Origin of the sequence: Bradyrhizobium sp. HKCCYLRH3073 (assembly GCF_051167995.1) — a bacterium.
Lineage (GTDB): Bacteria > Pseudomonadota > Alphaproteobacteria > Rhizobiales > Xanthobacteraceae > Bradyrhizobium.
This window is the reverse complement of the sequence record NZ_JBNPUD010000002.1, coordinates 726,804-748,016: the sequence shown is the minus strand read 5'-3', so window position 1 is coordinate 748,016 and position 21,213 is coordinate 726,804. Positions and strand designations below refer to the sequence as shown.

Here is a 21,213-nt window from a genome sequence, read left to right as displayed (position 1 = left end):
TCAGTAGCCGAGCTCGGTCTTCGGCTTGCCGGTGGCCGCCTCCAGGAAGCGGTAGTCGAGGTTCTTCTCGACGGCGGCCGTGACGTCCGAGTTGATGTATTTCAGGTCGCGCATCATCGATGCGATGGCGAGCGCCGAGGCGCGGTACATCTTCGGATCGGGATCGAGATTCTCGACCGCGCCGGTGGCGATCGCCTTGTCGAGGCCGGTGATCTTGGAGATGACCTCGATCAGCGCCGGCTTGTCGGCGGCGATGTGCGCGTCGACCTTGACCACCGCGCGCACCACGCCCTCGAGCGCCTTCGGATTGGAGGCGATGACGTCGGAGCGGGTCAGGATCAGGTTGGTGAGCTTGCCGGCGGCCTGGTCGTAGGGGAAGCCGAAGAACTTCGCCGCCTTGGCCTGCATGATCTGCGTGGCGAACGGCTCGACGGTGCAGATCAGCTCGACCTCGCCGCGGCGCAGCGCCTGCAGATGATCGGACGGATTGGGAATGTTGACGAACTGCACGTCCTTGTTGATGTCGATGCCCTGCTTGGCGAAGGCGCCGCGCATGTGGATGTCCTGCGCATTGCCGCGCGAGGCGGCGACGCGGAACGGCTTGCCGTCGGCCTTGTACTTGGCGATCAGCGCCTTCAAGGCGCCCCAGTCGCCCGGCGCGACCTCTAGGTCATTGCCGAGCAGCATCGCCGAACCGCCATTGACCTGGCCGGAGATGGCGACGACGTCGAAGCCTTTGTCGAGCGCGATGGCGTAATGCAGATAGGTCACCTGCGCGACGTCGATGTTCTTCGACACCAAGGCGGTCAGCGCGTCCGTGCCGGTGTTGAAGCTGACGGCGTCGATCGCGACGCCCTCCGCGAATTGCGGCGTCAGCGACATCGGCGTGCAATGCGCACATTTGGCGTAGCCGAGTTTGATCTTGGACGCGTCGTCGGCGAAGCTGAGCGAGGGCAGCGCCAACAGGGCAAGAATGAGCAGCACGAAACGTTTCACATCCATCTCCAGGGCAGGTCGATCCACGGGCTTGTCTCTCATGGCTTGGGCTCTCATCAGCAAGCGACGTGCCAATTGGATGCGATATGCAATATTGATTTTATACAATAAAATCAGTATGTAGTGACACTGTAATCTTGAAGAATCTGCCTGATCCGCGGGCGCATCGCCCGAATTTCAGGCATCTCGCAGCGGAGCAGCCGCGCCCACATGACCCCACCTGCACCCCGGCCCAGACTGAAGACGCGCTTCAAGCCGGCCCGGCTGAAGCTGTCGTCCGACCACTCCAAGCGGCCGCTCGAGCGGCTGTCGCTGCACGATCAGGTCGTCGCCAGGGTGCGCGAGATGATCGTGGACGGCGAGCTCGCCGCCGGCGCTGCCTTGCCCGAGCGCATGCTGTGCGAGACCTTCGGCGTGTCGCGCACGCCGCTGCGCGAGGCCTTCAAGATCCTCGCCGCCGAAGGCCTCATCGAGCTGCGGCCGCATCGCACGCCCGTGGTGACGCCGATCGACGCAAACGAGATTGCCGAGATCTTCGACGTGATGGTGTCGCTCGATGCCGCCGCGGGCCGCGCCGCGGCCGCGCGTGCGACGGCGGACGACCTCGCCAGGCTCGACGCCCTACATGCCGAGCTGGTGGCGCTGCATCGTGCCGCCGAGCGCGCCGCCTATTTCCGGCTCAACCAGCAGATCCATGCCGAGATCACCAGGCTCGCCGGCAACGCCGTGCTGCTCAACATGTGGAGCACGCTGCACGCGAGCGTCTTCCGCGCCCGCGCCGTGGCCAACTACGATGCGCGGCGCTGGGACGAGTCGATCCGGGAGCACGAGGCCTTCATGGCGTTGCTGCGGGCCCGAGACGGCGCCGGCTTCGCGCAGGCGCTCTCCGAGCACACCCGCAAGACCGGCGATTCGGTGCTGCAGATGCTGGACCAGGCCAGGCAGGACCTGGCGAAGGGCGGATAGACTTTGTTCACGTCGAACCGGGCATGCTGGCATCGCGACAGATGAGAGCTCCTCACGCCTGGCCCGATCATGATCCTGCAATCGCTCGCCGGCCTGCCGGCCTTTCTGGTGTACTTCTGTACCGCGATGGTCGCGGTGACGGCCTACCTGTTCGTCTACACCCGCGTCACGCCCTACAATGAATTCCAGCTGATCCGGGACAATCACCCCTCGGCCGCGATCGCGCTCGGCCTCAGCCTGCTCGGCTTCACCCTGCCGCTGGTCAGCGCCATCGCCCATTCCGCCAACGTGCTGGACTGCCTGATCTGGGCGCTGGTCGCGCTGATCGTCCAGGTGATCGTCTACTACCTCGTCCGCATTCCGGTGCCGGATCTCGCCCAGCGCATCGTCGCCGGCGAGCTGGCTTCGGCGATCTGGCTCGGCCTCGCGTCACTCTCCGCCGGCGCGCTGAACGCCGCCTCGATGATCATCTGACCATGGCCGAGAAACGCCGCGAATTCGGCAAGCGCCGGCCGATGCCGCCCCCGCCCGCGACGCCGCCGGTGAAGCGCTCCGGCCATGTTGCGCTGCTCTTGATGGGCACGCTCGCCGTCGGCAGCACGGCCTATGCGCTGATGCCGCGGCAGCAGAGCTGCCCGCAGCCAGGCGCCGAGACGCCGACGATGGCCGGCCAGCCGCAGACCGGCGAATGCACGACACGCCGCTCGAGCGGCGGCGGTAGCGGCAGCAGCGGCTCTGGCCGCTGGGGATTTTCCAGCAGCGACGGTGATTCCAGAAGCAGCGGCTCGGGCCATGTCGCCGAGGCCTCCTCCACCCATGTCTCGCGCGGCGGCTTCGGCTCGTTCGGGCACGGCTTCGGAGGCGGCGGCTGATTTTCGTCGCGCCGGCGCCGTGAAAACACCGCGTTCATGCTGCTATCTTGGATTCGGATCTTTGACACAGACTCAAAATCATAAAAAACTGGCCTACCGACTCATCGGAAATGATCCGATGCAACGTCCGCACCGGGTGGTGCGGGCGACGATCAGGGCCGCGGTGACCGCCGCCGCCTTGCATCATCTTGCTGGCAAGCGATCGCGTGGTCACCGACGCGGGACGGCGCCGGGACCGCGCGGGCGTGATCATGGCCGCATCATCGATGACGGCCGCGGCCGTGCTGCGCCCTGTTGCAATGGGCACGGCATGCCTGCCGATGCCCGGGGCTGACGCCGATGCAGCGCATCTCCTGTCCCGAGCGTGACGACTGGCGCGAGACGGCGGCGCGGTGCGGATTCGACTTCTGCGAGCTCGACGGCGAGCGCTATTGGGACGAGCGCGCCTACTACGCATTCACGATCGCCGAGATCGAGCTCGGCATCGAGGAGCCGACGGCAGAGCTCGAGCAGATGTGCCTCGCGCTGGTCGCGCGCGTCGTCGGCGACGAGGCGCTGCTGCGCCGGCTGAAGATCCCGCAAGCGGTCTGGCCCCTGCTGGCGGAGAGCTGGCGCCGGAGGGACGGCAGCCTCTACGGGCGGTTCGACCTCAGCTATCAGGGCGGCCGTACGCCGGCGAAGCTGCTCGAATACAATGCCGACACGCCGACCTCGATCTTCGAGGCCGCGGTCTTCCAATGGACCTGGCTCGAGCAGGCGATCGAGCGCCGCATCCTGCCGGGGCGCGCGGACCAGTACAACTCGATCCATGAGCGCCTGATCGAGCGCTGGCGCGCCCTCGGCAAGCGGCGCCGCGTGCATCTGGCCGGGCTGACCGCCAACGCCGAGGACGCCACGACCCTGGCCTATCTGGCCGACACGGCAGCCCAAGGAGGCCTGACGACAACCATCCTTGACGTCGCCGACATCGGCTGGCGCGACACCGGCGGCGGCTTCGTCGATCTCGAGGACGGCGACATCGCGCTCGCCTTCAAGCTGTATCCCTGGGAATGGATGTTTCGCGATGCGTTCGGCGCCAAGCTCGCGCAGGCGCGGACGCAGTGGATCGAGCCGCCGTGGAAGGCCATCCTGTCCAACAAGGGCATCCTGCCGCTGCTCTGGCAGATGCACGAAGGCCATCCGAACCTGCTGCCGGCCTATTTCGAGGACGATCCGAAGGCCGCCAGCCTCGGCCCGAGCTTCGTGCGCAAGCCGATCTACTCGCGCGAGGGCGCCAATGTCAGCCTGGTGTCCGACGGCGTCGCCGTCTCCGCGCAGGACGGTCCCTACGGCGCCGAAGGCTTCATCCGCCAGGCGCTGGCGCCGCTGCCGGATTTCGGCGGCGTGTTTCCGGTGGTCGGAAGCTGGCTCGTCGACCATCAGCCCTGCGGCCTGTCGATTCGCGAGGACACGAGCCCGATCACCGGCAACCGCTCGCGCTTTTTGCCGCACGCCATCCTGTAGGATATTAACGACAGCCGGCGAAAACGCCTCGACTCGCCGGTCGAGAGCATTAGATAGGACCGGGGGCGAATTCCCTGCGCGACTGGGCGCGCATGGCCGGGACGAGGCATGGCGACGGACAAGACCGAACTCGAAGGCTTGCGCATCCTGGTCGCCGAGGACGAGGGCCTGATCGCGCTCGAGCTGGAAACGGTGTTGCAGGGGTTCGGCTGCGAGGTGGTCGGTCCCGTCTCGCGCGTCGGCGACGTGCTGCGCGAGGCCGAGCGCGGCGGCCTGGACGGCGCGCTGCTCGACGTCAACCTGCGCGGCGAGCAGATCTTCGCCGTGCTGCCGCAGCTGATGGCGCGCGAGCTCAGGATCGTCATCACCTCCGGCTATGACGACGCGACGCTGTTTCCGCCGGAGTTCCGCGGCCTGGCCCGGCTCGCCAAGCCGTTCGACGAGCGCGCGCTGCGCGCGATGTGCGAGGCCACGTTCGTTCGCCGTCAACGCAACTCATAACGCTTCGCTCACGCCCCGTGCATCGGGAGGCATCGCGTGTCCATCATCGAGGATACCGTGGCCTACGAGGCCTGGCTTCGCAGCCAATGCAAGGTGATCGAGGACGACCTCCTCACCAAGCACCGGCGCATGCGAAAGTCGCCGTTCGCCCTGCTGCGCGCCAGCTACTATCGCTGGGCGCAGCGCATCGAGGAGATCTGCCCGGAGCTGGCCGAGGCTCCGGTCGCGCTGTGCGTCGGCGACATCCATCTGGAGAATTTCGGCACGTGGCGCGACGCCGACGGGCGCTGGGTGTGGGGTGTCAACGATTTCGACGAGGCCGCGAGGATGCCCTACGCCTTCGACCTGGTCCGGCTCACGACCAGCATCGAGCTCGCGCCCGACATGGCAATCGACAGCCGCGACGCCGCGGACGCGATTCTCCAAGGCTATCGCGACGGTCTCGAGAACCCGCGGCCGGCGCTGCTCGACGAGCACGAGATCTGGATCAGGCGCTACGTCAAATGCTCGGATGATTGCCGCCGCGCATTCTGGGAGGAGATCGACGGCCTCGCGGCCGCCGATGCGATTCCAGCCGCGGTGCGGAAGCTGCTCACCGCCAGCCTTCCGGAACAGGTGGAGACTGCAGCGTTCTTCCGCCGCTTCGCCGGCGGCGGCAGCCGCGGACGTCCGCGCTACGTCGTCGTCGCGACATGGCGCGGCGGCCGCATCGTCCGCGAGGCCAAGGCGCTGGTCCCTTCGGCCTGGACCTGGGCCAAGAACAGGACGGAGAACAGGACGAAGAGCGGGACGCAGCCGAAGCCGGCGCCGCCGCACCCGCACAGATTCGTCGCGCTGTCGACCGGGACCTATCGCGCACCCGATCCATTCCTGCACGTTCACAGAACCAACGACGGGGACTACGTGGTCCGGCGCCTGTCTGCGGACTCGCGCAAGATCGATCTCGGCAAGGAGGCCGGTGCCGATCTCAAGCTCGAGCTCCTGCGCGGCATGGGCACCGACCTCGCCTCCATCCATGCCGCCGACCGCCGCGCCGGCGCCGAGATCGCGGCGGACCTCGGGAAGCGCGGTTCCGGCTGGCTGCGTCGAGCTGCGCGCGCCGCGCGTGAGGCGACGGAAAGGGATCACGATGTATGGCGCCGCAAGGCGCCAGGCTCGATTCCGACCGCGCGCTGAGGCAGGGATCCGGACGCGACCGCTCAGGTCATCAGTCCGGCTGCACGGCCGATGCCGGCAGATGTTCGGGCGTTGTCTCCGCGGTCAGCGCAAACGTCAGCGAGCAGCGAATTCCGGCGGGCTCGAAGTCCAGCAGCGCTTCGCCATCGAGGTCGAAGCGGACGACGCGGTCGATCAGCGTGGTGCCGAAGCCGCGCGTGCCGCCGCCTTCGATCAGCGGTCCGCCGCGCTCCAGCCAGACCAGCTCGAGCCGGCGGCGATCGTCGCGCAGGCGCCAGGAGATCGTGACCTGGCCGTGGGGGGCGGACAACGCGCCATATTTGGAGGCGTTGGTCGCAAGCTCGTGCAGCACCATCGAGAGCGGCAGAACGAGCCGTGCCTCCAGCAGAACCGGCGGGCCGTCGATGGCGATGCGCCCTTCGCCGATGCCGTAGGGCGCCAGCACGGTGGTGAGCAACTCGTTCAGCCCGATGCCGATCCAGCGGGTCTGCGTCAGGATGTCGTGCGCGATCGAGACCGCCTGGATGCGCCCGGAGAACGCCTTGTTGAAGGCCGGCAGCGACGGTGAGGTCCGCAAGGTCTGCCCCGCCACCGACTGCACGATCGCCAGGATGTTCTTCACCCGGTGATTGAGCTCGGCGACCAGCACGGTCTGCTGCTCTTCCGCGCGCTTGCGTTCGGTGATGTCGGTGAGGGTGACGATCGAGCCGACCGTCTCCTTGAGATCGTTCACCAGGGGCCCGCCCGACAGCAGGAACGACCGCCCCGACGCCTGAGCATTGCGCAAGGCGACCTCGACGCCATGGAAGGGCTTGGTCGCCAGCGCCTGATCAAGACTCTCGCGCGAGAAGCGCGTCAACGTGCCTTGCTGGCTGGCGCTCTGCCCATCGAGCGGGAACGCCTCAGAAAACAACTGGCCGACCGGCGGTCGTTCCGCGAGCTGCTCGGCGACCCAGCTCGCATGGGTGATCCGGCCGTCGAGCGCCAGCACCACGACCGCATCGGTCGCCTGCTCCAGGATCGAGCGCGCGAAGCGCTCGGCATTGGCGACCTCCTCGGCGCGCCGCTGAATCGACATGTCCGTCAAGGTCACGAGCGTGGCGACGACGCCGCCCATCGCCATCTGCCGCATCCAGACCGACACCGGCAGCTGGCCGCCATCGGCGCGGCGCAGCTGCGCGTCGGTCATGGCATCGTCGGCGCGCTGCTCGGGCACTGCTCCAGCGAACAGCGAGGCGAAGCTGCGTCCCACCAGCTCCTGGGCGTCGAGGCCGGTCAGCGCGCACAGCCTGGAATTGACATAGACGATGCAGCCGTCGGCATCGAGCGTCAGCGCGCCGTCGCTCATGCGCTCGACCAGCACATGATAGGGCGCGTCCGCGCCCTGCAGCATGATGACCTGGGGTCCGGTCGGGCCCTGCACCACCACGGCATCGACGTTGCCGCGATGAATGGCCTCGACCGTCTCTTCCGCCTCGTTACGCGGCCGTCCCGCCTGCATCGCGTCTGTTGATGCCACGCGTCCTCCGTTCAGCTCGGTGCGATGTCCAGACCAACCAGCACCTTCTCCGCATTGGAGAGATCGCCGATGATTCGCTTGAGGGGCTCGGGCAGTTGACGGATCAAGGTCGGGATCGCAACGATCTGGTCGCGTTGCGCGAGGGCCGGGTCCTTCATCAGGTCGATCACCTCGATGGTATAGCGGCCCGGCAGATGCGTCTCGCACAGCTTCTTGAGATTGGCGAGCGCCGCCAGCGATTTCGGGGTCTGACCGGCAACATAGAGCCGGAGATTGTAGCCATCCTGTTCCATCGGAGCGGCCATCATTTGCTGGATGTCAGCGGGTTGGCGGGGGAGCGCGGACCGCGCCGGGACGAGCGGCTCTCGACCTGCGCCCGGCGAGCGGCTTCACGCTGATCGTCGCGAGCCGCACCTTCCAGATTGATGAGCTCCATTTCGCTTTCCTCGTTGGCCAGTTGAGCCTTGAGCGTTTCGATCTGAGCCGCGAGGTCGCGGCGGCGACGTTCGATCTCGCGCGTGCGGCGTTCCGTCTCCTGCGTGCGCAGAAGGCGCTCGACGCGATCTCTCGCCTCCTGCGCCACCCTGGCCGATCCCGTGAGCACGCCCTCCGGGCCGACATAGACCTCGCGCAGCGAGATGCCGTCGGCACCCATCAGGAATTCGCGGACCTGGTTGGAATGCGCCATGCCGCGCGACTTCAACAGGTAGAGCTGGCGATTGTGCTCACCGTTGCTCTCGCGATTGTAGAGCAGCAGCCAGGTGTCGGTGAGCGACGAGATCTGCATCTCGGTCGTCGCCGTCTCCGCGCTGCCGGCGCCGAGATTGGTGAACAGCGCCGTGACGCCGCGCGCCTTCAGGAAGTCGATCAGGCGCAGCGTCATCGAATGCACGTCGCCGGCAACGCCGGCGCCCATGAGCGCCGAGATGGGATCGACCACGACAGCGGCGGGATCGAACTCCTTGACCTCGCGATGCATCGCGGCGAGGTGCGTTTCCAGTCCGTACAGATTGGGGCGCCGCGCCGAGAACCGCAGCAGGCCGCGATCGACCCATTGCTGCAGGTCGAGCCCGACCGACTTCATGTTGCGGATGATCTGCTGCGGCGATTCTTCCATCGCGAAATAGATGCAGCGTTGTCCGCTCTTGCAGATCGAATTGGCGAAGTGCGCCGAGACCGTCGACTTGCCGGCGCCGGCCATGCCCGAGATCAGGATGCTCGACCCCTTGTAGTAGCCCTGGCCCTCGAGCATCTGGTCGAGATCGGCGATGCCGGTCGACACCCGATCGGTCAACGCATCATGCGCGAGGCCCGACGAGGTGATCGGCATCACCGTGATGCCTTCCTGGTCGATGATGAAGGGGTATTCGTTGGTGCCGTGCGCCGTGCCGCGGTACTTCACCACGCGCAGCCGCCGCGTCGAGAGCTGGTCATGCACGCGGTTGTCGAGCAGGATGACGCAGTCGGCGACGTATTCCTCGAGGCCGTAGCGCGTCAGCGTGCCGTCGCCGCGCTCGCCGGTGATGATGGCGGTGACGCCCTTGCTCTTCAGCCATTCGAACAGCCGGCGCAGCTCGGAGCGCAGCACCGCCTGGTTGTCGAGGCCGCCGAACAGGGTCTCGATGGTATCGATCACGACGCGCTTGGCGCCGATCGAGTCGATCGCGAAGCCGATGCGGATGAACAGGCCGTCGAGATCGTAATCCCCCGCCTCCTCGATCTCGTTGCGATCGAGATGGATGTGGTCGACCACGAGCTTCTTCTGCTCGATCAGCCGCTCGACGTCGTAGCTGAGCGAGCCGACGTTCTTGATCAGGTCCTCGGGCTGCTCCTCGAAGGCAATGAACACGCCCGGCTCGTCATAGGCGACCGCGCCATTGTAGAGAAACGTCATCGCGAACAATGTCTTGCCACAACCGGCCGCGCCGCACAGCAGCGTCGGCCGCCCCTGCGGCAAGCCGCCGAAGGTGACCTCGTCGAGACCGTCGATCCCGGTCGGCGATTTGGCGATGACAGGAAGATCCCGCGTCACAATCCGAGGACGCACACTCGTTTTCATCCAATCCCCCGCCATCAATCCAACACGCATGAGCCCACACAAAGGCATGAGTAGACGCGGCGGGAACCGAAAAGTTCCATGGGTCGACGAGATTTACTCCGGAAAGAGGCCTGCGGGCGCAGAAAGGGCTGGCCGCCCGCGCGGGACGGGTGCGCACGTGACGGAGTGGCCGACCGCCCGACCGCTCGAAGCGCCCTCGGTCACCGACCGCTCCGGCCGGCGTCAGCGCGCCGCAACCACCTTGAGGCCGGGCAGCAGCGCCGCGCCACCGCGCGGGCTGCGCACCGGATTGATCTGGTAAAGACCCCGCCGCTCCTGGTTCGGCCGGAACGCGTCGGTGATGCCGACGACCGATTCGGCGGCTCCCAGCAACAGCGTGCCGTCGGGCTCCATCACCTTGGCCATCCGCTCGAAGATCGAGGCCTTGGTGTCCTGGTCGAAATAGATCAGCACGTTGCGGCAGAAGATGATGTCGAACTTGCCGAGATGCGAGAAGTCCTGCAGCAGATTGAGCTGGCGATGCTGGACCATGCCGCGGATGTCGGCGCTGAGCTGCCAGAGCTCGCCGAGCTGCGTGAAATATTTCACCAGCAGCTGGATCGGCAATCCACGCTGCACCTCGAACTGGCTGTAGAGGCCGGCCTTCGATTTCTCCAGCACCTCCTGCGACAGGTCGGTGGCGACGATCTCGATGCGCCAGCCGGCCAGCGCCGCGCCATGCTCCCGCAGGCACATCGCGATCGAATACGGCTCCTGTCCGGTCGAGCAGGCGGCCGACCAGATGCGAAGGGACCGACGATTGGCGCGCGACTGGATCAGCGCCGGCAGTATGCCCTCACGGAGATGATCGAACGGAATCTTGTCGCGAAAGAAGAACGTCTCGTTGGTGGTCATCGCCTCGACCACCTGCGTCGTGAGCTGCTCCGCGCCGCTCTTGATCTTCTGCACCAGCTCCGTGATGCCCGGCAGGTTGGAGCGGCGGGCCAGCGGCAGCAACCGGCTTTCGACCAGGTACTGCTTATCGGCCGACAGATCGAGGCCGGAGCGATCCTTCAGGACCTTACGCAAGAACTCATAGTCCAGGGGTGTCACGAACGGTCTCCAGCAAACAGACGAACCAGCTTCGGTCCAATCTGATTCAAGGGAAGGACGGCCGCGCAGATGCCGGCATTGGCGGCTGCGCCCGGCATGCCCCAGACCACGCTGGTCGCCTCGTCCTGCGCGATCACGCTGCCGCCGGCGGCGACGATGTCCTTGCCGCCGCGCATGCCGTCGGATCCCATGCCGGTGAGGATCACGGCCAGGGTCGAGCCCTGCCAGACCTCGATCGCCGACATGAACAAGGGATCGACGGCGGGCTTGCAGAAATTGACCGGAGGACCGTTGTCGAGCGCGATCACCACATCGGCGCCATGGCGCGCCACACGCATGTGGCGGCCGCCGGGCGCAAGGTAGATCTGACCCGGCTTCACCACTTCACCGTCGACGGCCTCGTGGGCCGGCCGGCGGCTCGAGCGCGCCAGATGTTCGGCGAGGATGGTGGTGAAGGTCGGCGGCATGTGCTGGGTGATCAGCACCGGAAAGCGATCGATCACGGGGCCGAGCTCGGTCACCAGCGACATCAGCGCCTGCGGGCCGCCGGTCGACGATCCGATCAGCAGCACCTTCGGCATCTGCGAGCTGAATGAGCGGCGCGCCAGCTGGGTCGGCACGGCGGGCGCCACGGGGGCGACCATCGGCCGCGCCGTGGGCGCAGGCCGGAGCCCCTGGACTTGCGGGACGATCGGCGAGGCGGCCGGCGCATGCGGAGCGGGAGCGGCGCGGCGCGCCTTGGCGCCGAGATTGCGGATCTTCTGAATCAGATCGTAGTGGAAATTGTCGGCCGCCGAGGCCTCGCGCGTGCTCTCGGGCTTCGGGATGTAGTCGGCCGCGCCGAGCGACAGCGCCTTGAAGCTGATCTCCGCGTTGCGGCGGGTCAGCGTCGACGCCATGATGACGGCGAGGTTCTTCTTCTTGGCAAGCAGCTTCGGCAGGGCGGCGATGCCGTCGAGCTCGGGCATTTCGATGTCGAGCACGGCGACGTCGGGATTGACGCGATCGATCTGGTTCACGGCTTCGAGGCCGGTGCGCAGCGACGCCGCCACGACCATGTCGGGCTCAGACGCGATCCAACGCGAGATCATGCCGCGGATGACCACGGAATCGTCCACGACCATCACCCGGAGAGGTTCCTGCCTGGTCGAACTTGGGATCGAAGAACTGGCCAACGCGACGCTCATAGTTCACCAACAGGACAGAGGCACGGGGTGACGGCAAGCCCGGATGACCACGGGACCGACGCACGCGACGGAGATCAGATCAGCCCGACTTCCTGAAACTTCGCGGTCACGATGTCCTTGTCGAAGGGCTTCATGATGTACTCGTTGGCCCCGGCGTGCAGCGCGCGCGCGATGTGCGCGACATCGTTCTCGGTCGTGCAGAACACCACCTTCGGCGCGTCGCCGCCCGGCATGCGCCGGAGGTTGCCGAGGAACTCGTAGCCGTCCATGACGGGCATGTTCCAGTCGAGCAGCACCGCATCCGGGAGGCCCCGCTTGCAGATCTCCAGCGCCTGCTCGCCGTCCTCCGCTTCCACGATCTGGAAATCCAGACCTTCCAGAATGCGTCGCGCCACCTTTCGAATGACGCTGGAATCGTCAACTACCAGACAAGTTCTCATTTCAGCCTCACGAGATCAGGGTCCAATGCAACGACGCCTGATGCGCCGCTGCCCTCACGTTGCAGTGTTCAGGCCGCCATCTTGTCGGCGGCGAGCTCGAGCACGCGATCGACGTCGAGAATGACCATCAGCTGGCCGTCGAGGCGGTGCACGCCGCCGGCAAGCTTCGCCATGCGCGGGTCGAGGTTGACGGGGTTCTCCTCCCGGCCCTCCTCCGGCAGCCGCAGCACCTCGCCGATCTGGTCGATCAGGAGACCATAGGACTCGCCGCGCAGATCGACGCCGACCGCCATCGGCGGCTTGCCGTCCTCGGCGCGCGCGAGGCCGAGCCGCGCCCGCATGTCGACGACGGTCACGATGCGGCCGCGCAGGTTCAGGACGCCTGCGATCTCCGCCGATGACAGCGGCACCCGCGTCACCCGCTCCGGCATGAACACGTCCTGGACCCGGGAGATCGGCAGGCCGAACAGCTGGCCGCCGATCATCGCGGTGACGTATTCGACGGCGGCGCCCTCGGTGGTTTCGATCTTGCTGCTCATCGCACGCTACTCCTGTCCGCTTGCTGTCACGCGGCCCGCCGGTTGGCTTCGGCGCGGGCCCGTTCCTCGATCTGTTCCTTCAGCGCCGCGATCAGGCCGGGCCGGTCGAACTTGGCGATGTAGTCGTAGAGCCCGGCCTGGCGGCCGCGCTCGATCGCCGCCGGCGACACCAGCGACGACACCGCGATGACCGGCATCTGGTTCAGGTTCTGGTCGGCGCGGATCGCCTCGGTGAACTCGAAGCCGTTCATCTCCGGCATCTCGATGTCGGTGACGACGATGTCGAAGCTGTGCCCGGAGCGCAGCGTGGCCAGGCCCTCGAGCGCCGAGGCCGCCGTGCGCACCTTGTAGCCGGCCGACTTCAACACCGGCGCCAGCATGTTGCGGAAGAACGGCGAGTCATCGACCAGCAGCACCGACTGCGTCTGCGACTCGGTGGCCATCTCCTTGCGGATGAACCAGTCGGCGAACGCCATCGGCAGGAAGTGGCCGACGTCGATCACCTCGGTCGCCTGGCCCTTGATCACCGCCGAGCCGAGGATGCCGTCCTTGGCGCCGGAGACCTGGATGTTGAGCCGCTCCTCGACGATGTCGATGATCTCGTCGACCACGAGGCCCATCGCGCGGGTCTCGTCGGCGAACACCAGGATCGGCTGCGAGCCCGACGTCTGCACCGACACGCCTTCCATCTGCACCAAGGGCATCAGCTGGTCGCGGTACTGCACCATGTAGCGGCCGTTGGAGATCTCGATCTTGTCGGCCGCGATCTCCTCGAGCCGCGTGACCAGCGCCAGCGGCACCGCCTTGGGCTGCGCCGTCCCGGCCCGGAACACCAGCAGCGAGGTGAGCTGCTCGCCGCCGATGGCGTGATGCGCGGCGTGCTCGTCGGACACCGCCTGCGAGGCCGAGCCGGCGGCGCCGAGCGCTTTCGCAATGCCGTTCGGATCGATGATCATGATCACGGCGCCGTCGCCCAGGATCGTGTTGCCCGAGAACATGTCGATGTGACGCAGCTTGGTCGACATCGGCTTGACCACGATTTCCTCGGTGTGGAACACGCAGTCCACCACGATGCCGAAGGTCTGGTTGCCGACCTGCGTCACCACGATGAAGCCGTTCTCCGGATCGGTCGACGAGCCGTCGTCGATCTTCAGGAGCTTCTTCAGATGCATCAGCGGCAAGAGCTTGTTGCGCAGGCGCAGGACCGCGGTGTCCTTGATGCGCTCGATGCGGTGCTCGGAGTTGGCGCGCGCGCGCACCAGCTCGACGACCGACAATTGCGGGATCGCGAAGCGGTCGCCGCCGGCTTCGACGATCAGCGCCGAGACGATCGCGAGCGTCAGCGGGATCTTGATGGTGACCGAGGTGCCCTCGCCGACCACCGACTTGATGTCGATGGTGCCGCCGATCTGGTCGATGTTGGTGCGCACCACGTCCATGCCGACGCCGCGGCCCGAGACCGAGGTGACGGCGGCCGCGGTCGAGAAGCCCGGCTCGAAGATGAACTTGTGGATCTGCGCTTCGGTCATCTTCTCGAGCTCGGCCTCGGTGACGAGGCCGTTCGCCAGGGCCTTGGCCTTGATGCGCTCGGTGTTGAGGCCGCGGCCGTTGTCGGCGATGCAGATGATGATATGGCCGCCTTCATGATAGGCGGAGAGCCGGATGGTGCCCTGCTCGGCCTTGCCGGCCGCGGCGCGCTCGGCCATCGTCTCCAGGCCGTGATCGGCGGAGTTGCGCACCATGTGGGTGAGCGGGTCCTTGATCAGGTCGAGCACCTGGCGGTCGAGCTCGGTGTCGGCGCCGTGCATCTCGAGCTCGATCTGCTTGCCGAGTTCGGTCGCGAGGTCGCGGACGATGCGCGGCAGCTTCTGCCAGGCATTGCCGATCGGCTGCATGCGCGTCTTCATGACGCCCTCCTGCAGCTCGGCGGTGACGTTGGACAGCCGCTGCAGCGGCACCTTGAACTCGGTGTCCTCGTTGCGGCGGGCGATCTCGAGCAGCTGGTTGCGCGTCAGCACCAGCTCGGAGACCATCGTCATCAGATGTTCGAGCGTGTCGACGTTGACGCGGATCGACTGGTTGGCGACCTTGTCGTTCTCGTGCACCTCGCCGTCGGCATTGGCCTTCGGCCGCGCCGCCTTCTTCGGCTCGGCCTTCTCTGCTTCCGCCTTGGCAGGCCCGGCCTTGGCGACCGGCGCCGGGGCAGCGGCTTTGGGCTCAGGCGCCTTCTCATGCGCGGGCGGCATCTCGATCGCGGTCTCGCGGAAGGCGCGCTCCAGCTCGTCGAGCGACACTTCGCCCGGACGCAGCGGACGCTCCAGCGTCTGGTCGATCAACGAGCCCTGCGTCACCGCGGGCTTGGGCGGCGGTTCGGGCGCCGCGGGCGCGAGCGGTGGCGCGGCCTCGCCGGCGGCCATGGCCGCCATGCCGCGCTCGACCATGGCTTCGAGCTCGCTGATGAGGTCGCGGTCCTCGCCCTCGGGCTCGGCCTCGTTGGCCTCGAGCTGTCCCAGGATGTCCTTGATGCGGTCGATGGTGGTGAGGATCAGCGTCACGGCCTCGCCGGTGACCGGCATGCCGTCGCGGAATTTGCCCATCAGGGTTTCGGCGGCATGCGCCAGCGCCTCGAGCCGCGGCAGGCCGAGGAAACCGCAGGTCCCCTTGATCGTGTGCACCAGCCGGAAGATGTTATCGAGGATCTTGGCGTTGTTCGGCTCCTGCTCGAACCGCACCAATTGATTGTCGACGGTATCCAGGCTCTCGCTGGTCTCCGTCAGGAACTCACGCAACAGGTCATCCATGAAACTGGCCTTCGCACGCAACGGAACGCGACATGACGCGCCCTTCAAACCGTGGCCAGTTTCGGTGCAAAGCGTTTAATATTAGTTGAGTAAGCGCAAATGAACGGACTCAACAAAGAGATAAGATGCATCCGGACGAATTCGGACACATCGGCAAGGCTTGATTAACCGTGGTGAACGGATTGTTGCGCCTGTCCCACGACAAGAGGTCGCAGCACCGGCGCGGCAGGACGTCCGCCCGATCAGGCCGCCTGCACGACCATCGCATTGCCGTCGGCGGTGAGCGTCACCTTGAGGCCGCAGGCATCGGCGAGCAGACGGGTGTAGTAGGGCTGCACCGCGTGGGCATCGATGGTCGACTGCAGGTCGCCACCGAGCAGATTGACGATGTTCTGTGGAAGCCGGGCATTGAGCCCGGTGGCGGCGACGCGGAAGCTCATGGTCTCGCCATCGCCGATCGGGTCGACGGTCAGCATGCCGCCGCGCGGGATCGTCTGCTGCGCCACCACCATCATGTTGAGCAGCAGCTTGACCCGGTTCTTGGGCAACAGCAGCCGCGGCAGATTCCAGGTGATCGAGGTCTTGGCGTCCTCGATGTGGCCGCGCGCCATGGTCTGGGCGTCGCCGAGATCGATCTGCGCGCCCGCCGAGCCGGCCGCACCAAAGGCGAGGCGGCAGAATTGCAGCCGGGCCGACGCCGTCTTGGCGCTCTTGCGGATCAGCTCCAGCGCGAAGTCGCGATCCTCCGGCTTCGGATTGTCGTCGAGCACCTCGAGCCCATTGACGATGGCGCCGACCGGACTAATCAGGTCGTGGCAGACCTTCGAGCAGAGCAGAGCGGCAAGTTCGAGCGTATCGGGAGCGGGAATCGGATTGGCGATCTCGGGAGAGGACGTGCCGGACATTCGATGTTCCTGAAATCCGCGAACCTGGGCGAATCATGCTTGCGTTAACGCTTGATACACTGCGAAAGCAGGGACCGCCACCGGACTGAACGCGGGACACGGGAAAGTACGTAGCGGTCTTCCCGGCAGCCGCGGCTCAACGACCATGCGAACGGCCGTACCCGGATGCGCCGGACGCCAGAACAGGGATACGATGATGCAAGCTGCGTACGGAACGGCCGGAAGGAGCACCGCGCAATGACGACGGCACCGACTGCAGGAACCGTCGAGGTCGAGGCCGCCGCGGCGCTGATGGCACCCCTGACGGAGCTCGTCGTCGAGGCGGCCCACGCGATCCTCGCCGTCAACCGCCGCGCCATGGCCGTCACCGACAAGTCCGACGGCTCGCCGGTCACCGAGGCCGATCTTGCCGCCGACCGGGTCATTGCCGAGGGGCTGGCCCGGCTGGCGCCGGCGATTCCCGCGCTGTCGGAGGAGCGGGTCGGAGCCAGCGCGGGACCGTTCAAGGGCAGCTTCTTCCTGATCGATCCGCTCGACGGCACCAAGGAGTTCGTCGCCGGGCGCGGCGAGTTCACGGTCAATCTGGCGCTGGTCACCGGCGGCAGCCCGCTGCTCGGCATCGTCTGCGCGCCGGCCATCGGCCAGATCTGGCGCGGGCTGGTCGGCCGTGGCGCCGAGCGGCTGTCGTTCACGGAGGCGGGTCTGGCGGCCGCCGAGCCGATCCGCACCCGGCCGATGCCGCCGCAAGGCGCGGCATGGGTCGCCGCGGTCAGCCGGTCGCATGGCGATGCCCGCACCGAAGCCTTCATTGCGGCGCGGCCGGGCGCCGTGCGCCTGCCGCTCGGCTCGGCCGTGAAGTTCGGCCGGCTCGCCGAAGGTCTGGCCGACATCTATCCGCGGCTCGGCCCGACCTCGGAATGGGACGTGGCGGCAGGCCATGCCGTGGTCGTAGCCGCCGGCGGCACCGTCACCAGCGAGACCGGCGCGCCGTTGCGCTATGGCGAGCGCCCCGACGGCTTCATCGTGCCGTCCTTCATCGCCTGGGGCGACCCGGCTGCGGTGAAGGTGTGAGACAGCCCTGCCGCGCGCGCTATTCGGCCAGGTTCTCCTCGAGCTCCGGCCAACGGGCCTCCGCACGCGGCAGATAGCGGCCCGGGTCGGCCGCGAAAGCGTCGCGGCTCGCCTCACGGTTGAACAGGAACAGCCGTTCCTCGACCACGACGAAGAAGCGCGGGTTGCCGGCCACCGTCACGCCGCGGGCCACGTCGGTCGGGTCGTAGCCGCCGAATTGCGGGCCGTAGACCTCCGGATGGGCCAGGAACGAAGCGCGATTGCCCTCGTTGCGAAACCGCCAGACCACCCCGCCCTGGGACGCCTCGAAATCCGGCAGCCCCGGCATGGCCTTGCCATCCACGAAATAGGAAACAGGATCGAAGCCGTCGATCGCCAGCCCGCTGAAGCGGTCGGAGATGATGCGCTGCGTCGTGGCCGCCGGCGCGCCGACCGGCGGCAGCGCGGCGAGCGTGATGGCGGCAATTACAAGGCGAAACAGCGACTTTGACCCGGTCCGGGGCGGTTGTTGCCGTTGTGCGGTCATAGTTGGTGCCGATAACATGGGAGTCGCAGGGGCATCGCCCCTCGCCCGACAATCGCCCGATGTGGTTGGCGTCAGGTTAAGGCGAGGCTCGGGCAGCCGATAGCAGGGGATTTCCATCGATGAGTTTCGCATCCCGCCTTGCCGCCACGACGCTCGCGGCCGTGCTGGCCATGACCGCGTCGGTCGCCGCGCAGCAGGCGCCCCCGCCTGCCGCGCCGCCCTACCAGGCCGCGCCGCCGTATCAGCAGCCCGCACCGCCGCCGCGCCCTGCGCCCGGCCCGGACAGCTTCAACCCGGACGAGCTGGTCAATGCCGGCCACCGCTTCTTCGGCAACGTCTCGCGTGGCCTCGCCTCGGTGATCGAGCGCGCCGTCAGCCAATGGGGCCTGCCGAATGGCTACATCCTGGGTGAGGAAGGTGCCGGGGCCTTCGTCGCCGGTCTCCGTTACGGCGAAGGCACGCTCTACACCAAGAACGCTGGCGACCTCCGCGTCTACTGGCAGGGCCCCTCGCTCGGCTTCGACTGGGGCGGCGACGGCGCCCGCACCATGACGCTGGTCTACAATCTGCCGGCCACCAGCGCGATCTATCAGCGCTTCGTCGGCATCGACGGCTCGGCCTACATCGTCGGCGGCTTCGGCATGACGGCGCTGACCGCCAACAACATCGTGCTGGTGCCGATCAGGTCCGGCATCGGCCTGCGGCTCGGCGCCAATGTCGGCTACCTCAAGTTCACGCCGAGCGCGACCTGGAACCCGTTCTGACGGCGCTGGCTGATACCGCCAGGACACGTTCTCCCGTGACGGATCAAGGTTAACACGGCATTGGGCTGGCAATGAATCAGCCCGCCGTGCATTGTGATTCCGTTAATCATTTCGGATCGGGAGTTGTGCGTCATGGTCGAGCCGATCATGTATTTTGCGATCGGTTTTCTGATCGCCATGCTCTGTGCCCTCATGGTCGTGCCGCTGGTGCACAATCGTGCGGTGCGGCTGACGACGCGACGGCTCGAGGCGGCGACGCCGCTGTCGATGGCCGAGATCCAGGCCGACAAGGACCAGCTGCGCGCGGAGTTCGCGATGTCGGCGCGGCGGCTGGAGATGAGCGTCGACGCGCTCAAGAACAAGGCCACCGGCCAGCTCGCCGACCTCGGCAAGAAGACCGACGCCATCAACCGCATGAAGATCGAGCTCGGCGAGAAGAACGCCGCGATCTTCGCCCTCGAGGCGCGCGAGAAGGCGCTGAAGGACCAGCTGCGCGCCACCGAGGAAGAATTCGCCGCCAAGACGGAGGCGCTGCGCGCCGCCGAGCAGGCGCTGAAGGAGAAGCAGGCCGAGCAGGTGCGCCTGACAGCCGAGCTCAACGACAAGGCGCTGCTGGCCGACAGCCGGCAGGTCGAGCTGGTGTCGGTCAGGACCCAGGTCGAGGAGCTGCGCAGCCGCGTCTCCGACGCCGAGAAGGAATTCTCCGCGACCCAGGCCCGCTTGGCGCTGGAGCGCGACGAATCCGACACCGCGACCAAGGCGCTCAACGACGCCCGCGCGCGGGTCGAGAATCTCAGCCAGCGCGTCACCGAGCTCGACCGCCAGCTGATCGTCCAGGTCAAGGAAGCCGAGATGCTGGCGACGCGCGTCGCCGACCTCGAGGGCCGGCTGTCGACCCAGGGCAAGCTGCTCGCCGAGCGCGACTTCGAGAACAACCAGTTGCGCGAGGCCAACGTGGCCGCCGACCGCGCCTTGAAGGAGCTGCGCGAGGAGCTGGCCGGCATGGGCAGCGGCAAGTCGGCCGCGTTCGAGCGGCTCAAATCCGAGAAGGCCGCCCTCGAACAGCAGCTCCAGGCCGCCCGCGACGAGCGCACCAAGCTGCAGCGCGAGATGAACGCCATCCAGCAGCAGGCCGAGAGCACCTGGGCCCAGGAGCGGATGGAGAACGCGCTGCTGCGCGAGCGCATCAACGACATCGCCGCCGAGGTCGCCAAGCTCGCGATGCAGATCGAGGGCCCGAACTCGACCATCGAGGCCATGCTGGCCGCCGAACCGGCCCCTGCCAAGCCCGCCAACGCCAATGGCGTCGCCGCGGCGCCGGCTGCTGCGGCCGGCGGTGCGCCCCAGGGCGGCACCCTGGCCGACCGCATCCGCGCGCTGCAGTCGCACGCCTCGCGGGCAAGGCAGATCGGGGCCTGAGAACGGGCCAGGGGGGCGCGGAGTGCCGCGGATCTGCTCCTCCGTTCAGCATGGAAGCCGGCACGCCATGGGGCCGGTTTCGGCCCCGATCGAGGACAGCCCGGCGCGCTCCAGCAGTTTTCCTCGCCATCTCCGCCGCAAATCCTTGACACCCCCTGCCCGCGCTTCGTAAATCGCGGGCTCCGACGGACTGCTTCGGGCGCCTCGCTGGCTCACAGCCACGACCGCCACCGGCAACCGGGCGCATAGCTCAGCGGGAGAGCGTTCCCTTCACACGGGAGAGGTCCAAGGTTCGATCCCTTGTGCGCCCACCATTTGCCGCCGCCATCCTTTTTCCTTCATGGGACGCTTGGGCTCGTTCGTCTGGCCTGTCTTCATGCCTCGGGCGACGCGATGGTCACGCAGGATTGAGCGGGATCAACGACTGCGTCGGCGCTTGGCTTATGTTAGCTGTCTCGCTCTGCGACCGGAAAGGTAACTCCATCTCGATGCGGCTCGTCCGTACCATCCTGGCGTTCGCGATTGCCCTGTCCGTGGCGATGCTGCCGATTGGCGCATCGGCGGCTGCGATTGCGTCGTCGGACGAGATGCAGACGAGCATGCAGATGGACGACGGGTCCGGCATGTCGATGGACGAATGCTGTCCCGACGACATGAAGGGCACCGGCTCTCCTTCGCACACCTACAAGTGCGGCATGGGCTTCTGCTGCGCGGGCGGGACGGTTGCGCTCGGCGATGTCAGGGCCGTTGCCTTTGCGCCCCTCGCCGCGAGCGCGACCACGATCGCCATTCCCGCCGATCAGGTCGCTTCTCTTCACAGCGGCAGCCCTCCGTTCCGACCTCCTCGAATCTGATCTCGCACGAGCCGACGCGCGCC

At 67.1% G+C, this 21,213-nt stretch carries 21 protein-coding genes and 1 tRNA gene; 11 read left to right on the top strand and 11 right to left on the bottom strand.

Going from position 1 to position 21,213, the window contains the following annotated elements; all coding sequences use genetic code 11:
- Nucleotides 1-1,002: an ABC transporter substrate-binding protein gene (locus ACQR1X_RS07305; RefSeq protein WP_315803491.1), complete on the bottom strand. Its 1,002-nt coding sequence runs from the start codon at nt 1,000-1,002 to the stop codon at nt 1-3.
- Nucleotides 1,003-1,206: 204 nt separating this feature from the next.
- Here ACQR1X_RS07305 and ACQR1X_RS07300 point away from each other — a divergent pair, with 204 nt between their 5' ends.
- The 6 genes from ACQR1X_RS07300 to ACQR1X_RS07275 all read left to right on the top strand — a co-directional run bounded on the left by ACQR1X_RS07300 (nt 1,207) and on the right by ACQR1X_RS07275 (nt 6,014).
- A complete protein-coding gene (locus ACQR1X_RS07300; protein ID WP_316216659.1) occupies nt 1,207-1,962 on the top strand; it encodes a GntR family transcriptional regulator in 756 nt (251 codons plus the stop codon).
- Between the two features lie 69 nt (nt 1,963-2,031).
- Entirely contained in the window at nt 2,032-2,436 is a 405-nt protein-coding gene (locus tag ACQR1X_RS07295; RefSeq protein ID WP_434898576.1) for a DUF350 domain-containing protein, read from the top strand.
- A 2-nt stretch (nt 2,437-2,438) separates the two neighbouring features.
- The gene (locus ACQR1X_RS07290; protein WP_434898575.1) at nt 2,439-2,834 is read left to right on the top strand and encodes a hypothetical protein; all 396 of its coding nucleotides are present in this window, start codon (nt 2,439-2,441) and stop codon (nt 2,832-2,834) included.
- A gap of 339 nt (nt 2,835-3,173) precedes the next feature.
- Nucleotides 3,174-4,337: a glutathionylspermidine synthase family protein gene (locus ACQR1X_RS07285; protein WP_434898574.1), complete on the top strand. Its 1,164-nt coding sequence runs from the start codon at nt 3,174-3,176 to the stop codon at nt 4,335-4,337.
- A 108-nt stretch (nt 4,338-4,445) separates the two neighbouring features.
- Nucleotides 4,446-4,838, top strand: coding sequence for a hypothetical protein (locus tag ACQR1X_RS07280; protein ID WP_316237634.1), 393 nt, complete (start codon nt 4,446-4,448; stop codon nt 4,836-4,838).
- 36 nt (nt 4,839-4,874) lie between these two features.
- A complete protein-coding gene (locus tag ACQR1X_RS07275; RefSeq protein WP_434898573.1) occupies nt 4,875-6,014 on the top strand; it encodes a DUF2252 family protein in 1,140 nt (379 codons plus the stop codon).
- A gap of 31 nt (nt 6,015-6,045) precedes the next feature.
- On the opposite strand, the gene ACQR1X_RS07270 is transcribed toward ACQR1X_RS07275, so the two are convergent.
- The 9 genes from ACQR1X_RS07270 to chpT form a co-directional block, all read right to left on the bottom strand.
- Nucleotides 6,046-7,533, bottom strand: coding sequence for an HWE histidine kinase domain-containing protein (locus ACQR1X_RS07270; RefSeq protein ID WP_434898572.1), 1,488 nt, complete (start codon nt 7,531-7,533; stop codon nt 6,046-6,048).
- 11 nt (nt 7,534-7,544) lie between these two features.
- On the bottom strand, nt 7,545-7,841 hold the full coding sequence (locus ACQR1X_RS07265; RefSeq protein ID WP_315803219.1) for a circadian clock KaiB family protein: 297 nt from the start codon (nt 7,839-7,841) through the stop codon (nt 7,545-7,547).
- A complete protein-coding gene (gene kaiC, locus ACQR1X_RS07260) occupies nt 7,838-9,592 on the bottom strand; it encodes a circadian clock protein KaiC (protein ID WP_434898571.1) in 1,755 nt (584 codons plus the stop codon). Before kaiC ends, ACQR1X_RS07265 begins: the two co-directional genes overlap by 4 nt.
- A gap of 222 nt (nt 9,593-9,814) precedes the next feature.
- On the bottom strand, nt 9,815-10,684 hold the full coding sequence (locus ACQR1X_RS07255; protein WP_316237638.1) for a CheR family methyltransferase: 870 nt from the start codon (nt 10,682-10,684) through the stop codon (nt 9,815-9,817).
- On the bottom strand, nt 10,681-11,871 hold the full coding sequence (locus tag ACQR1X_RS07250; protein ID WP_316177476.1) for a protein-glutamate methylesterase/protein-glutamine glutaminase: 1,191 nt from the start codon (nt 11,869-11,871) through the stop codon (nt 10,681-10,683). Before ACQR1X_RS07250 ends, ACQR1X_RS07255 begins: the two co-directional genes overlap by 4 nt.
- 74 nt (nt 11,872-11,945) lie before the next feature.
- On the bottom strand, nt 11,946-12,311 hold the full coding sequence (locus ACQR1X_RS07245; protein ID WP_006613312.1) for a response regulator: 366 nt from the start codon (nt 12,309-12,311) through the stop codon (nt 11,946-11,948).
- 68 nt (nt 12,312-12,379) lie between these two features.
- A complete protein-coding gene (locus ACQR1X_RS07240) occupies nt 12,380-12,850 on the bottom strand; it encodes a chemotaxis protein CheW (RefSeq protein ID WP_315714012.1) in 471 nt (156 codons plus the stop codon).
- A gap of 26 nt (nt 12,851-12,876) precedes the next feature.
- Nucleotides 12,877-15,651 carry a hybrid sensor histidine kinase/response regulator gene (locus ACQR1X_RS07235; protein WP_315800635.1) on the bottom strand — a complete coding sequence of 925 codons (2,775 nt, stop codon included), beginning with the start codon at nt 15,649-15,651 and terminating at the stop codon, nt 12,877-12,879.
- Between the two features lie 242 nt (nt 15,652-15,893).
- Nucleotides 15,894-16,556 (bottom strand): histidine phosphotransferase ChpT, encoded by a 663-nt coding sequence (gene chpT / locus ACQR1X_RS07230; protein ID WP_315752676.1) that lies wholly within the window; start codon nt 16,554-16,556, stop codon nt 15,894-15,896.
- A gap of 237 nt (nt 16,557-16,793) precedes the next feature.
- Between chpT and cysQ the strand changes: the two genes are divergently transcribed.
- A complete protein-coding gene (cysQ, locus tag ACQR1X_RS07225) occupies nt 16,794-17,627 on the top strand; it encodes a 3'(2'),5'-bisphosphate nucleotidase CysQ (protein WP_315803215.1) in 834 nt (277 codons plus the stop codon).
- A 19-nt stretch (nt 17,628-17,646) separates the two neighbouring features.
- Here cysQ and ACQR1X_RS07220 read toward each other — a convergent pair whose 3' ends face one another.
- Nucleotides 17,647-18,153 (bottom strand): YHS domain-containing (seleno)protein, encoded by a 507-nt coding sequence (locus ACQR1X_RS07220; protein ID WP_434898570.1) that lies wholly within the window; start codon nt 18,151-18,153, stop codon nt 17,647-17,649.
- A 119-nt stretch (nt 18,154-18,272) separates the two neighbouring features.
- Here ACQR1X_RS07220 and ACQR1X_RS07215 point away from each other — a divergent pair, with 119 nt between their 5' ends.
- From ACQR1X_RS07215 to ACQR1X_RS07200, 4 genes are all read left to right on the top strand, one after another.
- Complete coding sequence (locus ACQR1X_RS07215; RefSeq protein WP_315803213.1) at nt 18,273-18,917, top strand: DUF1134 domain-containing protein; 645 nt, start codon at nt 18,273-18,275, stop codon at nt 18,915-18,917.
- Between the two features lie 132 nt (nt 18,918-19,049).
- Complete coding sequence (locus tag ACQR1X_RS07210; protein WP_316177469.1) at nt 19,050-20,336, top strand: hypothetical protein; 1,287 nt, start codon at nt 19,050-19,052, stop codon at nt 20,334-20,336.
- A 239-nt stretch (nt 20,337-20,575) separates the two neighbouring features.
- Nucleotides 20,576-20,650 (top strand) — tRNA-Val (locus ACQR1X_RS07205).
- A 174-nt stretch (nt 20,651-20,824) separates the two neighbouring features.
- Nucleotides 20,825-21,190: a hypothetical protein gene (locus ACQR1X_RS07200; protein WP_434898608.1), complete on the top strand. Its 366-nt coding sequence runs from the start codon at nt 20,825-20,827 to the stop codon at nt 21,188-21,190.
- The last annotated feature ends 23 nt before the right edge of the window (nt 21,191-21,213 follow it).

Excerpts from the sequence above, each read along its gene's own strand:
- ACQR1X_RS07295 (WP_434898576.1), top strand. The coding sequence starts at position 2,032 with ATGATCCTGCAATCGCTCGCCGGCCTGCCGGCCTTTCTGGTGTACTTC.
- ACQR1X_RS07200 (WP_434898608.1), top strand. The coding sequence starts at position 20,825 with ATGCGGCTCGTCCGTACCATCCTGGCGTTCGCGATTGCCCTGTCCGTG.
- ACQR1X_RS07305 (WP_315803491.1), bottom strand. The coding sequence starts at position 1,002 with ATGGATGTGAAACGTTTCGTGCTGCTCATTCTTGCCCTGTTGGCGCTG.
- ACQR1X_RS07210 (WP_316177469.1), top strand. The coding sequence starts at position 19,050 with ATGGTCGAGCCGATCATGTATTTTGCGATCGGTTTTCTGATCGCCATG.
- ACQR1X_RS07245 (WP_006613312.1), bottom strand. The coding sequence starts at position 12,311 with ATGAGAACTTGTCTGGTAGTTGACGATTCCAGCGTCATTCGAAAGGTG.
- ACQR1X_RS07280 (WP_316237634.1), top strand. The coding sequence starts at position 4,446 with ATGGCGACGGACAAGACCGAACTCGAAGGCTTGCGCATCCTGGTCGCC.
- ACQR1X_RS07235 (WP_315800635.1), bottom strand. The coding sequence starts at position 15,651 with ATGGATGACCTGTTGCGTGAGTTCCTGACGGAGACCAGCGAGAGCCTG.
- ACQR1X_RS07265 (WP_315803219.1), bottom strand. The coding sequence starts at position 7,841 with ATGATGGCCGCTCCGATGGAACAGGATGGCTACAATCTCCGGCTCTAT.
- ACQR1X_RS07215 (WP_315803213.1), top strand. The coding sequence starts at position 18,273 with ATGAGTTTCGCATCCCGCCTTGCCGCCACGACGCTCGCGGCCGTGCTG.
- cysQ (WP_315803215.1), top strand. The coding sequence starts at position 16,794 with ATGACGACGGCACCGACTGCAGGAACCGTCGAGGTCGAGGCCGCCGCG.
- ACQR1X_RS07220 (WP_434898570.1), bottom strand. The coding sequence starts at position 18,153 with ATGACCGCACAACGGCAACAACCGCCCCGGACCGGGTCAAAGTCGCTG.
- ACQR1X_RS07240 (WP_315714012.1), bottom strand. The coding sequence starts at position 12,850 with ATGAGCAGCAAGATCGAAACCACCGAGGGCGCCGCCGTCGAATACGTC.
- ACQR1X_RS07250 (WP_316177476.1), bottom strand. The coding sequence starts at position 11,871 with ATGAGCGTCGCGTTGGCCAGTTCTTCGATCCCAAGTTCGACCAGGCAG.
- ACQR1X_RS07290 (WP_434898575.1), top strand. The coding sequence starts at position 2,439 with ATGGCCGAGAAACGCCGCGAATTCGGCAAGCGCCGGCCGATGCCGCCC.
- chpT (WP_315752676.1), bottom strand. The coding sequence starts at position 16,556 with ATGTCCGGCACGTCCTCTCCCGAGATCGCCAATCCGATTCCCGCTCCC.
- ACQR1X_RS07285 (WP_434898574.1), top strand. The coding sequence starts at position 3,174 with ATGCAGCGCATCTCCTGTCCCGAGCGTGACGACTGGCGCGAGACGGCG.
- kaiC (WP_434898571.1), bottom strand. The coding sequence starts at position 9,592 with ATGAAAACGAGTGTGCGTCCTCGGATTGTGACGCGGGATCTTCCTGTC.
- ACQR1X_RS07300 (WP_316216659.1), top strand. The coding sequence starts at position 1,207 with ATGACCCCACCTGCACCCCGGCCCAGACTGAAGACGCGCTTCAAGCCG.